Annotated in this window: 15 protein-coding genes; 10 read left to right on the forward strand and 5 right to left on the reverse strand. The window is 42.1% G+C overall.

The genetic code is table 11. From position 1 onward, the window contains the following. The first annotated feature begins 31 nt into the window (after positions 1-31). On the forward strand, positions 32-613 hold the full coding sequence (locus JU57_RS01485; protein ID WP_037956105.1) for a hypothetical protein: 582 nt from the start codon (positions 32-34) through the stop codon (positions 611-613). Positions 614-679: 66 nt separating this feature from the next. Here the strand turns inward: JU57_RS01485 and JU57_RS01490 are convergent, their stop codons facing one another. After that, complete coding sequence (locus JU57_RS01490) at positions 680-1,552, reverse strand: carbon-nitrogen hydrolase (RefSeq protein ID WP_037956108.1); 873 nt, start codon at positions 1,550-1,552, stop codon at positions 680-682. 108 nt (positions 1,553-1,660) lie between these two features. Between JU57_RS01490 and JU57_RS01495 the strand changes: the two genes are divergently transcribed. Continuing rightward, a complete protein-coding gene (locus JU57_RS01495) occupies positions 1,661-1,885 on the forward strand; it encodes a FeoA family protein (protein WP_037956111.1) in 225 nt (74 codons plus the stop codon). Then, positions 1,882-3,978, forward strand: coding sequence for a ferrous iron transport protein B (gene feoB / locus JU57_RS01500; protein ID WP_037956114.1), 2,097 nt, complete (start codon positions 1,882-1,884; stop codon positions 3,976-3,978). The genes JU57_RS01495 and feoB overlap by 4 nt, the downstream gene beginning before the upstream one ends. Before the next feature lie 14 nt (positions 3,979-3,992). On the opposite strand, the gene JU57_RS01505 is transcribed toward feoB, so the two are convergent. Further along, positions 3,993-4,901: a cation diffusion facilitator family transporter gene (locus JU57_RS01505; RefSeq protein ID WP_037956117.1), complete on the reverse strand. Its 909-nt coding sequence runs from the start codon at positions 4,899-4,901 to the stop codon at positions 3,993-3,995. Further along, entirely contained in the window at positions 4,901-5,893 is a 993-nt protein-coding gene (locus tag JU57_RS01510; protein ID WP_037956120.1) for an agmatine deiminase family protein, read from the reverse strand. The genes JU57_RS01505 and JU57_RS01510 overlap by 1 nt, the downstream gene beginning before the upstream one ends. Before the next feature lie 121 nt (positions 5,894-6,014). Between JU57_RS01510 and JU57_RS01515 the strand changes: the two genes are divergently transcribed. The 6 genes from JU57_RS01515 (at position 6,015) to JU57_RS01540 (ending at position 13,108) form a co-directional block, all read left to right on the forward strand. Beyond that, entirely contained in the window at positions 6,015-7,487 is a 1,473-nt protein-coding gene (locus JU57_RS01515) for a HAMP domain-containing sensor histidine kinase (protein WP_037956122.1), read from the forward strand. 2 nt (positions 7,488-7,489) lie between these two features. After that, positions 7,490-8,167: a response regulator transcription factor gene (locus tag JU57_RS01520; RefSeq protein WP_037956124.1), complete on the forward strand. Its 678-nt coding sequence runs from the start codon at positions 7,490-7,492 to the stop codon at positions 8,165-8,167. A 128-nt stretch (positions 8,168-8,295) separates the two neighbouring features. Continuing rightward, entirely contained in the window at positions 8,296-8,610 is a 315-nt protein-coding gene (locus tag JU57_RS01525) for a DUF485 domain-containing protein (protein ID WP_037956126.1), read from the forward strand. Beyond that, positions 8,607-10,247, forward strand: coding sequence for a cation acetate symporter (locus JU57_RS01530; RefSeq protein WP_037956128.1), 1,641 nt, complete (start codon positions 8,607-8,609; stop codon positions 10,245-10,247). The genes JU57_RS01525 and JU57_RS01530 overlap by 4 nt, the downstream gene beginning before the upstream one ends. Positions 10,248-10,349: 102 nt before the next feature. Beyond that, positions 10,350-12,296 carry an acetate--CoA ligase gene (gene acs / locus JU57_RS01535; RefSeq protein ID WP_037956130.1) on the forward strand — a complete coding sequence of 649 codons (1,947 nt, stop codon included), beginning with the start codon at positions 10,350-10,352 and terminating at the stop codon, positions 12,294-12,296. Between the two features lie 122 nt (positions 12,297-12,418). Next, on the forward strand, positions 12,419-13,108 hold the full coding sequence (locus JU57_RS01540; protein ID WP_037956132.1) for a SapC family protein: 690 nt from the start codon (positions 12,419-12,421) through the stop codon (positions 13,106-13,108). Positions 13,109-13,174: 66 nt separating this feature from the next. On the opposite strand, the gene JU57_RS01545 is transcribed toward JU57_RS01540, so the two are convergent. Next, positions 13,175-13,858 carry a flavodoxin family protein gene (locus JU57_RS01545; protein ID WP_037956134.1) on the reverse strand — a complete coding sequence of 228 codons (684 nt, stop codon included), beginning with the start codon at positions 13,856-13,858 and terminating at the stop codon, positions 13,175-13,177. A gap of 112 nt (positions 13,859-13,970) precedes the next feature. On the opposite strand from JU57_RS01545, the gene JU57_RS01550 reads away from it, so the two are divergent. Further along, on the forward strand, positions 13,971-14,333 hold the full coding sequence (locus tag JU57_RS01550; protein WP_051906500.1) for a helix-turn-helix domain-containing protein: 363 nt from the start codon (positions 13,971-13,973) through the stop codon (positions 14,331-14,333). A 45-nt stretch (positions 14,334-14,378) separates the two neighbouring features. Here the strand turns inward: JU57_RS01550 and JU57_RS01555 are convergent, their stop codons facing one another. After that, positions 14,379-15,065 (reverse strand): hypothetical protein, encoded by a 687-nt coding sequence (locus JU57_RS01555; RefSeq protein ID WP_037956136.1) that lies wholly within the window; start codon positions 15,063-15,065, stop codon positions 14,379-14,381. Between the last annotated feature and the right edge of the window lie 3 nt (positions 15,066-15,068).

Consider the following 15,068-nt stretch of genomic DNA (forward strand, 5'->3'; position numbering starts at 1 on the left):
CGCTCCATAAACGTGCCCTCCACGGCTTTTTATGGAGTCTCAAGCAATTTTTAGACCCTTCTTCGCAACTAGCAGTTTGGGTTATAATAATCCAATAGAAAAGAAGAGGTTGACTACACAATATAGTGAAGCTAATACTTTCAATAAAATATCAATCAAGCTTGAAGAAAATAAAATAACAGAAAAATATTTATCAGCAAATGCGTTTTATAACAATTGTCCCAATAGTATTTATGTACCAACATTTGGAGAAGAACCTTTTTTACAAAAAGACGGGTTTAGTCGTGCTGTAAAAATTAATGAAATCTATTATTTCACTGATATAAAAGATTTTAAATCTAGAGGTTTTAGAGGATATTCGTGCGATAAAGATCATTTATATTTATATTCAGATGCTCATTTTGGACCTAATGGTGATAACTCTTTTATTCTTCAAAAAAGGTCTATTAACGATTTTACACTTATCTCATATGCTAAAATTCATTATGTTGAGGGAAAAAATCTTACGGGGAATGCTAAAATATTATCTGTATATGAACGTGGAGATACTATTTTTATAGATTTATATAATGAAAAAGAAAAGCTACTTACAACTATTTTTACTTCTCTATGAGTATTTTCAAAAGCCTTCAATTAAGGTTTACATGTAAAGCTTTGAGTCTTTACATGTAAAAAGGTTTCAGTCGATAAATCGTTTCGTCAAATCCCCGTACGTCTCGATTCTGCGGTCGCGTAAAAATGGCCAGATGCGCCTTACGTGTTCGCCTCTTTGTAAGTCCACGTCGACGATGAGTACTTCTTCTTGGTCGTGGCTGGCTCGTACGATGATCTCGCCTTGAGGTCCTGCGACGAAGGAGTTGCCCCAAAAACGGATGCCATCAAGCACACCGTGATTGTCTTCTTCTTTGCCGATGCGGTTTACGCTGATGACGGGGAGTCCGTTTGCGATGGCGTGACCTCGCTGTATCGTCTCCCATGCGTCGCATTGTCTGCGTTGTTCATCTTCGGTGTCTTCGTCAAACCAACCGATGGCGGTGGGGTAGATGAGCATTTCAGCACCCTTGAGCGCCATCAAACGGGCGGCTTCGGGGTACCATTGATCCCAGCAGACTAAAACGCCTAGTTTGCCGACACTGGTTTGGATGGGGTTGTAGCCCATGTCGCCTGGTGTAAAGTAGAATTTCTCGTAAAAGCCTGGGTCATCGGGGATGTGCATTTTGCGGTATTTACCTGCTACTGTGCCATCTTTTTCAAAGACGACAGCGGTATTGTGGTAAAGTCCGGCAGAGCGTTTTTCAAAGAGGGAGGTGACTAAAACGACATGGTTGGCTTTGGCGATGCCTGACCAAAAAGCGATGTCGGCTTCCCAGTCGTTTGCCAAATCAAAACATGCGACATCTTCGTTGATACAGAAGTAACGGTCTTGATGCAGTTCTTGCAAAACGATGAGTTGTGCACCGTGTTGAGCCGCTTTTTCGATGAGTGAAACGGTTTTGGTGAGGGTCTTTTCTTTGGTATTTTCAACGGCATGTTGGATGAGTCCGACTTTCATAAAATCCACCTATGTGCTTAATTTTGTTGTTTTTATTATACATTAATGAGCTTTTAATCCCTTTTAACTTAATATCTTGATGAGCATTATCAATTAAGGAACATTAAAATGACACTTTCAGAAATGAATGCTGGCGATAAAGCCATTGTGACACGCGTAGTTGCTGATGGCGAACTGAAACAGAGACTTTTTTCATTAGGACTTCACAAAGGAAGTCACCTCCAAATCAAAGCAACGAGTATCGCAAAAAGTACGATGGAGATCGAAGTGGGAAGCACACTTTTAGCCCTTCGCTTTGAAGAGGCGAAGAGCATCGGGGTGCAAAGAGCATGAATGAGCTGATCATCGCCCTTGTGGGACAGCCTAATGTGGGCAAAAGTATGCTCATCAACTCCATTGCCGATGCTCGCCTTAAGGTGGGAAATTTTTCGGGTGTAACGGTTGAAAAAGCAGAAGTTCAGTTTATGGCGCAAGAGCGGTTTATCAAGATTATTGACCTACCTGGAACTTATTCGCTCAATGAGTACACCCAAGATGAGCGTGTGACGAAAGATTTTTTGGAGAATGAGCATTACGATCTTATCATTAACGTGGTTGATGCGACCAATTTGGAACGCAATCTTTATCTCACCACGCAGCTTTTAGAACTGGGTAAAAAGATGATCGTGGCGCTTAATATGATGGATGAAGCCCATAAAGAGGGGATTTGCATCGATCATGAACAGTTAAGTTCTATCCTTGGTGTGCCCTGTATCAAGGTTTCGGCTGCGACGAAAAGAGGGATTGGGAAACTGCTCAACCGTGCGATTGATGTTTCATTATTTCCGTTTGAAAAATCAAAACTCATATACAGCGATGTCGTCGAAGAGGAGATCCTTCATTTAGAAGGTTTTTTGAGTGGAAAACATTATAAAAGTGCTTTAGATTATCGTGATCTAGCCCTTAAATTACTTCAAAATGATCGAGGTATCTATCAAAAAATGCACGATGAACCCCTTTGGGTTGAACTCTCACCGCTACTCAAAGAGGCGTTGGAGCATCTGTATCTGCACCATGAAACGAAAGATGTGAGTGAAATTTTTGCGCAGGAGCGAGCCGCTTTTGCCAAAGGTGCGGTGACGGAAACGGTTACATGTAAAAAGAGTGTTTCTTTAAATATCACCGAAAAAATTGATACGCTTTTGATTCATCAATTCTTTGGGATTCCTATTTTTATCTTTTTGATGTGGGGGCTTTTTCAACTCACCTTTGAGCTAGGTTCCATTCCGATGGACTGGATCGATGCGTTTTTTGGCGCTCTTGGCAATTACGCCAAAACGATTTTTGGAGAAGGTGAGTTAGGCTCCTTGATTGCCGATGGTGCCATTTCAGGCGTTGGAGCCGTGGTGATGTTTTTGCCCAATATCGTCATTCTCTTTTTTGGTATCGCCCTTTTGGAAACGACGGGCTATATGGCACGTGTTGCCTTTTTGCTCGATGGCTTTTTCCACCGTTTTGGGTTGCATGGTAAAAGTTTCATTCCGCTTGTGACAGGTTTTGGCTGTTCGGTTCCTGCGTATATGAGTGCGCGAACGCTGAAAAATGACAAAGATCGACTCATCACGCTTTTCATCATCGGGTTTATGAGCTGTGGGGCGAAACTTCCGGTGTATGTGCTTTTTGCAGGTGCGTTTTTTGCAGAAAACAACGCAGGCAATGTGCTCTTTCTCATCTATATTGCAGGGGCACTCATCGGTCTGATCGCGGCTAAATTTTTAAAAGTGTTTGTCTTTAAAGGGGTGGACGAACCGTTTGTGATGGAGATGCCAAAGTACCGTTTACCTTCCCTTAAGCTCATTTGGCATACGGTGGTTACCAAGGCGGTGATGTACCTCAAAAAAGCGGGAACATTCATCCTTGGCGCTTCGATGCTCGTTTGGTTTGCGAGCAATTACCCCAAATACCCAAGCCTTGAAGAGCGTTATGATCAAAAAATAGAGTTGGCAAGCAGTGATGAAGAAAAAGTAACCCTCAGCAATGAAAAAGCGCAACGCTTACTTGAAAAGAGTTTCTTAGGCATGCTCGGCAAATCAACCGATGTTCTGTTTCAGCCTATCGGTTTTGACTGGAAGATGACGGTAGCTTTGGAGTCTGGTTTGGCGGCAAAAGAGGTTGTGGTCTCAACGCTTGGGGTTCTCTATGCGCTTGGCTCAGACGTGGACGAGGGCAATGAGGGCTTAATCCGTGAGCTTCAAAAGCAGATTCCTTTTGCTTCTTCGGTTTCGTTTATCATCTTTGTGATGTTGTATCTGCCCTGTATGGCGGCGTCAGTTGTCTTTATGAAAGAGAGCGGAAGTTACAAATACCTTGTCTATCTTTTTGTCTTTACAACCGTGATTGCGTGGGGATTGGCATTTGTGGGGTATCGGATAGCGCTATTGTTTTAAAAAAGGAGAGGGAATTAATCCATCTCTCCTTTGACACGTTGCCTCATATCGTTGATTTCGGAGTCATCGTACGGGTCAAGATGGGCGTTGATGACCCAGTCTTCTTCAGGGATAAGCGCTTTAATCTTCTCTTCGATACGATCTCCTGCATGATGCGCTCGCATGAGTGAAATACCAGGGCTAAAAACCAAATGCACATCGACGAAGTTGGTATTAGCCGATTTTCGGGTTTTGAGAAAGTGAAAATCGCTGAGCTCTTTTTCTTCAAGAATGATGTTTTTAATGCTCTCCACAATCGCTTCATCGAGTGAGGCATCCAGCAAAATATAGACGCCATCGTGAATGATCTCATACGCAGAGTGAATAATGTAGATGGAGATAATCACACCCATAATGGAGTCGATCAGCTCAAATCCCGTGACTTGAATGAGCACCAAAGAGACTAAAATAGCCCCATTGCTGAGCACGTCTGTTTTATAGTGCAGTGCGTCAGACTTAACCACCATACTGCGTGTTTTTTTGGCGACATAATTGAGAAAAACAACCAGAGCAATGGTGAGACAAAGTGAAATCAGCATCACGAGAATGGACTCATCCAGATGCTCAAGCGGTTCATGAAAAATCGCTTTTTTAATCGCACTGTAAAAGATAAAAAGACCCGAAACGGTGATGACTGTGCCTTCGATAACCGCGGCTAACGCTTCGATTTTACCTTTGCCGTAGTTAAATTTTTTATTGGCAGGTTGTTCGGCTTTCGTGATGGCAAAATAGTTGAAGGCTGAGACAATTAAGTCTAAAACAGAGTCGATGGCAGAGGCTAAAACAGCAACCGAACCACTCAAAAGTCCAATAAAAAGCTTGATAACGATAAGAATGGTAGCGGTAGCACTCGATACAACGGTTGCTTTTTTTTGCAAAGTCATTAAGCGTCATCTCTCTCTTTGTAGATATTCATAGAGGCACAATGCAAACTTCCGTGTTCTCGAATCAGCACGGAGGATTCGATGCCAACGACTTCACGATCTGGAAAACAGCGCTCAAAAGTCGCTAAAACTTCGGCATCGCAGGCGTCTGAGTAGGTTGGAACCAACACGGCGTTATTGATCAGTACAAAGTTCATATACGTTGCTGGGATGCGGTGATTGTTAAAGTATTTCGCTGAAGGTAGTGGGAGCGGAAGCAAATGAAAGTCTGTTTTTTGCAGCTCTTTTTCCATCTTACGAAGCTCTTTGTAGTGCTCGTCTTTTTTGTCATAACACTTCACATACGCGATGGTGTTTTTGTTGATGAAACGAGCTAGTGTGTCGATGTGCGAGTCGGTGTCATCGCCCATGAGTGCGCCGTGTTCTACGATAATGAGCTCTTTAAGCCCAAAAAGTTCCATCAGTGTTTTCTTGATCTTTTTTTTGGAAAGATGGGCGTTTCGATTCTCTTCAAAAAGGCAATACGCGGTTGAGAGCATCACGCCTTGCCCATTGCTGTCGATGCTTCCGCCCTCCAATACAAAGTCTAAGCTTTTGAGTTTGCCTTCCAAATGGCCTTCTTCAAAAAGCTGTTTGGTGATGCTATTGTCTAAATTGGCTTCAAATTTATTGCCCCATGCGTTGAAAACAAAGTCATACGTACGGCGTTTATGATTTTTATAAACGTTAATGCCACCAAAATCGCGAATCCACGTATCATTCGTTGGCATTTGGATCAGTTCGATATTTTGCAAATTGGGCAGCGACGTTGCTAAGGCTGTTTTGTCTTCACAAATGACCAAGCACTTTTGAAAGCGTGCAATCGTTGCGATAAAGCTCAAATAGGTTTGATGAATCTCTTTAATGGAGTGTGCCCAATCGCTCTCTTTTGGAGGGAAAACGACGATCAGCGCTTCTTGCTCTTCCCATTCGGCAGGTATTCGGATTTTCATGGTGTCACTCCCTGTAGCGTAGGTTTGAGCCAAATTATACCAAAAATGGCTTGTATCTCCTTTTTTGGGGAGAATATAGGTAAAATAGAGTCTCCAAAAGTTTTACATGTAAAGGATTTTTTTGCTTCAAAAACGTAAAGACACCAAAAGCATTAACCAAATTAATTTTATGGCGATTCTTTTTGCAGGCGTTTTTGCGTTTATCTCCGCGTGTTTGGTCATCGTAAATGAATACATCGATTTTCAAAAAGAGATCAAAATCATCGAAGAGAGTTATATTCAGACACAGCAAAACAGTGCTAAATCCCAACTGCTTCTGCTTCAGAACATCACACAGTACCGCTTCGCACAAAGCCAAGGGCTTTCTAAGGAGCAGATCTATCACAAACTTAAAGAAGATATGAAAGCACTCATTCCTCCTAGCAATGGGCAAAATTACCTTTTTTTACAGCACAGTTCGGGAAAAATGCTCTACCGTAGCGCAGAACTTCCTGTGGAAGATGCGGGCAAAGACATCGTCGTTACGCAAAATTATGCGCCATTGGAGCTCATTTTAGGCAGTGGCGTGAGCACGCATAATATCGAAAATGTACTAGCGGAGAAGAAGAAAGCGTACCAAGACAAGATCATCAATTTTGTGCTTAAAATCTACATGCTGACACTCTTTTTATATTTGGTCAGTACGGTGGAGTACCGTTATGTGAGCGACATTATGAAGCGTGAAATTCGCTTTATCGTCTACTCGTTTCAAAAAGCTTCTCATAGTTATGAGTTCATCGATATGGAGAAGATCAAGTTTCAAGAGTTTCAAGAGATCGTGACCCATGCGAATGTGATGATCGAAGAGATTAAAGTTAAAAACAACGCATTGGTCGAGCTGAACAGCAACCTTGAGGGTATTGTCGAGCAAAAGACGGTGGAGCTGAAACGCTCGGTCGATTTTACGCAGGAGCTCCTTGAAAAGCAGGATCGTTTTGTTAAAAACGCGATTCATGAGATCAACACGCCACTCTCCATCATTCTTATGAATATCGATCTGTATAATCTCAAATTTGAAACCAATCCCTATCTGCTCAAAATCGAAGCGGCGGTGAAGGTGCTTGATAACATCTATGAAGATTTGGCGTACGTCGTGAAAAAAGACAGAGTCGTGTACGAAAAAAGCATGGTCAACTTTTCGACGTTTTTAGAAGAGCGCGTGGAGTACTTTGAAGATGTTGCACAGGGCAATAAACTGCACATCAGCACGAACATCGTACCTGAGCTGTTTATCCTCTTTAACGAGACCGAATTACAGCGCATCTGCGACAATAATCTCTCCAATGCGATCAAGTACAGTTACGAAAATCACCCTTTACATGTAAAGCTCTATGAACAGAGAGATGAGGTTGTATTTGAAGTGGAAAATTGCGGTGAAACGATCAAAGCGCCCGATCAACTCTTCAATCGCTACTACAGAGAAGATGAGGCGCGTGGTGGGTTTGGTTTGGGGCTAAACATCGTCAAAGAGATTTGCGATGCAAACGATGTCAGGATTGAGGTAGACTCGGATGAATCCAAAACCTGTTTTCGCTACCACTTTCTAAAAGGATAACCATGAAAATTTTACTGTTAGAAGATGAGTTGATGCTGCGAAGTTCCATCGAAGAGTATCTCGAAGCGCTAGGACACAAGGTTATCGCTTTTGGTAACGGTGAAGAGGCGTATGAAGCCATTCAACAAGAGGCGTTTGATCTTTTACTATTAGACATTAACATTCCTAAGATGAGTGGGCTGAGCCTGCTCAAAGCGCTCAATGAGATCGAACATGCGTTTCCAACCATCTTTATCAGTGCGAATGTGGACATTGATGACATCAGTCATGCGTTTGAATTAGGCGCTTCGGATTATCTCAAAAAGCCGTTTCATCTTAAAGAGCTGGGGCTTCGCATCGACAAGATCAAAAAAGAGTCTGCAATCAAAAATCTCAAACACATCATTTTAAACTCCAAATATGTCTTCTCTAAAGAGGAGCAGATGCTCTTTTACAACAACAATGTTCAAGTCCTCACGAAGAAACAGTTACAAATAGTGACACTACTGTGCGAGAATATGGGTGTGGTCGTTGACTTCGAAAAATTCCGTACTTATGTGTGGAACGATGAACCTATCGACAATGCCTCTATTAGGGCTGAAATAAGCCGTTTTCGTAAGCTTCTTAAAGAGGATTTTATCATCAATCTTAAGGGTGTTGGGTATAAGATTGAGAAGTATTTTCCTGAGAAAAGTCGATAAAGTTACATTTTTACTCATATTGTTTAGAAAAAAATCTCCTTTGTTAGAAAAATCCAAAATGCTACGTTAATGCTATGTTACTGCTTTAAAATGTCATCAGGCTACCATATCACATAGAAGGAGCATTTATGAGTCAGAACATCTACGACAGAGTACAGGCCAACCCAAAATTCGCCGAACTCGTAAAAAAAAGAAGTAGTTTTGCATGGAAACTAGCGATCGTTATGCTGGTTGTCTACTACTCTTTCATTCTTGTAATTGCTTTTTCCCCTGCTACATTTGCTATTAAGCTTGGAGAGGGCGTTACAACCGTTGGTATCCCTGTGGGACTTGGCGTCATCATCATAGCGTTTGTGCTTACAGGTATTTATACGCAAAGAGCAAACGGTGAATTCGATGAGTTAACCCATCAAATCAAAGAAGAAGCAAGGAGCGAAAAATGAAATGGGGCTTACTCCTCTTAACCTTAAGCAATTTCGCTTTTGCAGCGGATGCTCAATTTAGCGGCAAGCGAGACTTAAACGTTTCAGCGATCATTATGTTCGTCCTTTTTGTTCTTGCAACCCTTGGTATTACGTACTGGGCTGCAAAAAGAACCAAAACGGCTAAAGATTTTTACACCGCTGGTGGTGGCATTACTGGTTTTCAAAACGGTCTAGCTATTGCGGGTGATTACATGTCAGCTGCATCGTTTTTAGGAATTTCAGGGCTTGTTTACCTCAAAGGGTTTGATGGTCTTATCTACTCTATCGGCTTCTTAGTCGGTTGGCCGATCATCCTTTTCTTGGTAGCAGAACAGCTTAGAAACTTGGGTAAATATACCTTTAGTGATGTTGCATCGTATCGATTACAACAAACACCTATTCGCGTGCTTGCAGCCCTTGGTTCATTGGCAACGGTTGCATTTTATTTGATCGCTCAAATGGTGGGTGCGGGTCAGTTGATTCAAATTTTATTTGGACTTGATTATGAGTACGCGGTTATCATGGTCGGTATTTTGATGATTTTATATGTTACATTTGGTGGCATGTTGGCAACCACATGGGTTCAGATTATCAAAGCGGTTTTATTGCTCTCAGGTGCATCGTTTATGGCGATCATGATCATGTACAAAGTGGGCTTTAGCTTTGAAACACTTTTTTCTCAAGCAGTAGCGGCGAAGAAAAGCATTGCAATTATGGCACCAGGTGGCTTAGTCAGTGACCCAATTTCTGCGATCAGTTTAGGTATCGCCTTGATGTTTGGAACCGCTGGACTTCCTCATATCTTGATGCGTTTCTTTACAGTTAGTGATGCAAAAGAGGCTCGAAAATCTGTCTTTTTTGCAACAGGATTTATAGGTTATTTTTATATTTTAACCTTTACCATAGGTTTTGGTGCTATCGTATTACTTACCAATGATCCAACCTATCTTGACCCAGTCAAAGGTGGCATCATCGGTGGTGGTAACATGTCAGCGATTCATACCGCCCATGCGATTGGTGGAAATCTCTTCCTAGGATTTATCTCAGCGGTTGCATTTGCAACGATTTTAGCGGTTGTTTCTGGACTTACACTAGCAGGGGCAAGCGCGGTCAGTCATGATCTTTATGCCAACGTTTTTGCACGAGGTCGTGTGGATGAAATGACAGAGATGAGAGTTTCTAAGTACTCTACGATCGCTCTTGGTATCGTAGCGATTATCTTAGGCATTGCGTTTGAAAAGCAAAACATTGCGTTCATGGTTGGTTTGGCGTTTGCGATTGCAGCGAGTGCAAACTTCCCAATTCTTTTCCTCTCAATGTTTTGGAAAAAGCTGACAACCAGAGGTGCGGTTTATGGCGGTAGTTTAGGGCTGTTTACAGCGATTGTGTTGGTCATTCTCAGTAAAGCGGTTTGGGTGGATGTTTTGGGCAATAAAACAGCGATCTATGCGTATGAAAACCCAGCACTCTTTTCAATGAGTGTTGCTTTTATAGGTATTTGGATTATCTCTTTGATGGATAACAGCGAAAGTGCTGCCAAAGAGATCGCGGCGTTTGACCATCAGTATATCCGAAGTCAAACAGGTATTGGTGCAGAGGGCTCTTCGGGCCACTAATAAGTTCTGCCTCGCAAGAGGCAAGCTTCAAAGCATAGCGAGCGTAGCCTTGTGAGCTTTGCCCACAAGGCATTATAAAATGATAAAAAAAGGATCGTAACGATGTCGCAACTTTTTGAACCAAGTAGAGCTTTAAGTAAAGAAGCAAGAATTAAAAATATGTGCGAATACAAAGAGCTCTGCATTCAAGCGGATGAGGATTTTGAAGGCTATTGGGATAAACTTGCACGCGAAAAAATCGAGTGGTTTAAACCCTATGATAGAGTCTTAAATGAGGATAACGCTCCATTTTACAAATGGTTCGAAGGTGGCAAATTAAACGTTACGCATCAGTGTTTGGGTCGTCATCTAAAATCACGTAAAAATAAAGCAGCGATTATTTGGGAGGGTGAGGACGGCAAGCGTCGCATCATTACCTATCTTCAACTGTTTTATAGAGTCAATCGCTTAGCAAACTTAATGCGCAATAAATTTGGCATCAAAAAAGGTGATCGTGTTGTGCTTTACATGCCAATGATTCCAGAAGCTGCTTTTGCGATGCTTGCGTGTGCAAAAATTGGTGCGATTCACTCCGTTGTTTTTGGTGGATTCTCTGCTGAAGCACTTCGTGATCGTATCCAAGATGCAGAGGCAAAACTTGTCATCACCGCCGACGGTGCATTTCGTCGTGGTAAACCGTATATGTTAAAACCCGTTGTCGATGAGGCACTCAGTGTTGGGTGTGAGTGTTGTGAGAAAGTACTGATCGTTCAGCGAAACTTTGAAGACATTGACTATGTCCCAGGACGTGACTATGTTTACAACGAGATCATCATGAACGAGTCTCAGTACTGTGATCCTGAATGGATGGACTCCGAAGATCCACTTTTCTTGCTCTACACATCAGGCAGTACAGGCAAGCCAAAAGGTGTTCAACACGGAAGTGCTGGGTACATCCTTTGGGCGCAGTACACGATGGAACATGTTTTTGATGTGAAAGAAAATGATACGTTTTGGTGTACCGCGGATGTGGGTTGGATTACAGGACATACGTACATCGTTTATGGACCTCTCGCAATGGGTGCAACGACCATTATGTACGAAGGTGTTCCAACGTTCCCCGATGTAGGTAGATGGTGGAGTATGATTGAAGAGCACCGTGTCAATCAGTTCTATACCGCACCAACAGCGATTCGTTTGCTTCACAAAGAGGGTGCGGATGCTCCTTCAAAGTACGACCTAAGTTCGCTTAAAGTGCTTGGAACCGTTGGTGAGCCGATCAACCCAGATGCGTGGATGTGGTACTATGAGCAAATCGGTGGTGGAAACTGTCCGATTGTCGATACATGGTGGCAAACTGAGACAGGTGGTCATATGATTACCCCACTTCCAGGGGCTACGCCGATCAAGCCAGGTTCTGCGACATTCCCACTTCCGGGCATTAAAGCAGAGATCATTGATGAGCACGGCAATCCAACACCCAAAGGTGAAAAAGGGTTCTTGTGTATCACCAAGCCTTGGCCTTCGATGATCCGCAATATCTGGGGCGATAGTGATCGTTTTGTGAAATCGTACTTTGGGGATTGTAAAAAAGATGGCAAACCGGTTTACTTCTCGGGTGATGGTGCGATGTACGATGATGATGGTTACATCGTCATTACAGGGCGCACCGATGACGTTATCAACGTTTCCGGACATAGAATCGGTACAGCGGAGATCGAAGCGGTTCTTGCGCACCATGAAAATGTTGCAGAGGTTGCAGTTGTTGGACGTCCTGATCCGATCAAAGGTGAGGGCATTTTTGCGTACATCGTCATTAAAGGTACGGATAGCCTCAGTGAAGAGGTTTACATGATCCAAGAGCTTAACAAGCTGATTGTTAAGGAAATTGGAAATATCGCTAAACTTGATGCGATCCGTTTCGTTCCAGGGCTTCCAAAAACCAGAAGTGGTAAGATCATGCGAAGAATTCTTCGCTCCATTGCGAAAAAAGAGCCGATTACGCAAGACATCTCAACGCTTGAAGATCCAAGCATTGTTGAGAAAATCCAAAATCTTATCGAATTTTAGACCTCCACAGCGGTTACATGTAACATGTGACCGCTTCTTTTCCTCTTCCTCCACAGTGAAAATTTCTCCTTAAAATGTTATGATGCTCAAACATATTACGACCACTTAGAGGAACATAACCTATGGCATTGCATATTATCAACCAACCGCAAGATCAAACCAAAGCCGTCAATGACGCAATGCGTTACCCCAATTTAGAGACAATGATCAGTGTGCCTTTGGGCATTGGAGAGTTTTACGAGGCGTGTAAGGACTATCCAATTTTATTTACCAAAAATAAAGAGGGGGATTGGCTTGCCATCGCTTTATTAGGATTTAACGATAAAAACGTCTATTTGGATGAGAATCGTCGCTTTAAAAAAGGCAAATACCTTCCAGCATTTTTAAGACGTTATCCGTTTATTTTGGTTCAAAATGAGGGTAAAGAGGGTTTTTCTTTAGGCATTGAAGAGGAGGCTTTGGAAGACTTAAACGCATCCAACCAAGCAAGAGCCTTGTTTAAAGACGATAAAACACCGAGTGATTTGGCTAAAAATACGTTGGATTTTCTCACGCGTTTCCAAGGTGAATTGCAATCGTGCAGCGCTTTGATCAAAGAGCTAGAGGCATGGGAGCTTTTGGTTGAAAAAAGTGCCAATGTCTTGGAGGAAGAGGGCAAATCGCATACGATCAATGGCTTTTTCACAGTCAATGAAGAAAAACTCAACCACTTAAGTGAGAAGAAAAAACTCAACATCTGCAAAAAAGGAGCGATGCCTTTTATGACCGCGCATCTGATCTCGCTGAGCAATATTAGACGATTGGGACTGTAGAATTTTGAACTTTAAAAGCGTTTACATGTAAAGGTTTTATTGTTACATGTAAACGCAAATCTTCTTCTAATGCGGAGCCATTTCACTACTAAAAGTAGGTGAAACACCTTGTGTGGCAAAGCGAACTCCCATATCGTAAGCTTTTTCGCAATCTTTTGGAAACACCTCTTTACGCCTTTGGGCTTTGTGCGGTTCACTAAAGGCGGTTACTTCGTATTTTGAGTAGTCCTTGAACTGATAAGTGTCGGTGACATAGAGCGCTTCAGAAGAGCCAAAAATACTGCCAAGTCTCTTTTCAAGACCTTGAAGCGCTTCCACATAACCCCATTCTCGCATTCGTTTTTCATCTAAATTCATCGTATACATCAACCCTATGGGTATTTTTCGGGGGAATAAAGAGGAGTAATTGACATCGTAAATAGTGTATTGAAAGGCTAAACGTTCGATGAAAGAGCGCATCATGCCAGTGATATTTCCAAAGTAAATGGGTGAACCTAAAAGAATGGCATCTGCTTCTCGTAGGCTTTCTAAAAGCGGTATGAGCTCATCTTTATGCGCGCATTTTCCATAGGATTTCCCATTTTTGAGTTTACAGGCAAAGCAGCTCACACATCCTTGATAGTTTAAGTCGTAAAGGTGAACCAGTTCTGTTTGCGCTCCTTGTTTTGCGGCACCTTCGAGCGCTTTTTGAAGCAGGGTTGCAGTGTTGGCATTTTTGCGTGGACTTCCATTGATCGCTACAATTTTCATCGGTATTCCTTTTATCAATTTTATGAATTGAATTATAGGGTTATTTATGACTTAAGTATAGAATGAACTTTTTAGTTATATACTAACCAAAAAGGAAGTAATGGAGCAAAAAATGGAAAATTTCAGTGATAAATACGAAAAATGCCCGATGTATTATGCAATGTTGATTCTAGAGGGAAAGTGGAAGTGGATTATTTTGTGGAAGATCTATCAAACAAAAGTCATACGATACAATAAGCTCAAAGATACTTTGCAGCCCATCGCGCACAAAACATTAAGCCAACAACTCAAAGAGCTTGAGCGTCATAATATCATTCACAGAGAGCAGTACAACCAAGTGCCTCCCAAAGTAGAATACTCGCTCACCAAAGAGGGCGAAACGCTTATACCCATTTTAAGTTTAATGTATCAGTGGGGAAAAGAACATATGAAACCAGGTGAATCGCTTGCGGAAGGATCGTGTTTAAGCTCTTAAATGAAGGTTACATGTAAAGCCAAATGACTTTACATGTAAAGATTTCTAGGAAACCATGGCCGAGTGAATCAGTGTTTCGTCGTTTTCAAAGTGAATCGTACAGTTACCTTTTACGGCAATCTCTTCGATGCTTTTTTCGTAGTTTCGATCCCTACTATCGCCTTTGATGGAGATGGAAAAAATAGGGTATTTTTTGGTGTTAAAACGGATATATTCGCCCGTAATCAGTGCTAAACGTGTGGTGATGACCGTAGAGTTAATGTGTGATTGATAGACTTTGGTCAGCAGTTTCATAAAATCTTCGACTTTCAAGCGAACATCGGGAAACGTGGGGTCAAACTCTTTTTTAAATTTGATCGTTGAGTTGGTGGAAGAGGCACTGATGCAAAGGTCTAAAAGGGCGTAGATGTTGACACTTTCGCCGTACTCTTCAACGTTCGCAAACTTCTTTGTAGCACTTTTGTACAGCTTGATGCCGATAGATGTCTCATCGTCATACCCTACGGTAATGGCGTAAAATTTGTACGAACTAAACGCGATGTCGACGATGGTTGTTTTAAAACCATAGGTCATGCTCGCATAGGTTTGGGCAATGTCAAAAATTTTCTTATGGTTGACCTCACCAAGAAGGTATTGCGCTTCTTGGTTGAGGGAGATGATTTTTCCTGTGTTGTCAAAAACAATAAAGGGATTGTAATCGTGCTCAATCCACGCTTCTGCAAAACTACTCATTGA

The sequence above is a fragment of the Sulfurospirillum sp. SCADC genome (assembly GCF_000743525.1).
In the GTDB taxonomy this organism is placed as follows: Bacteria; Campylobacterota; Campylobacteria; order Campylobacterales; family Sulfurospirillaceae; genus Sulfurospirillum.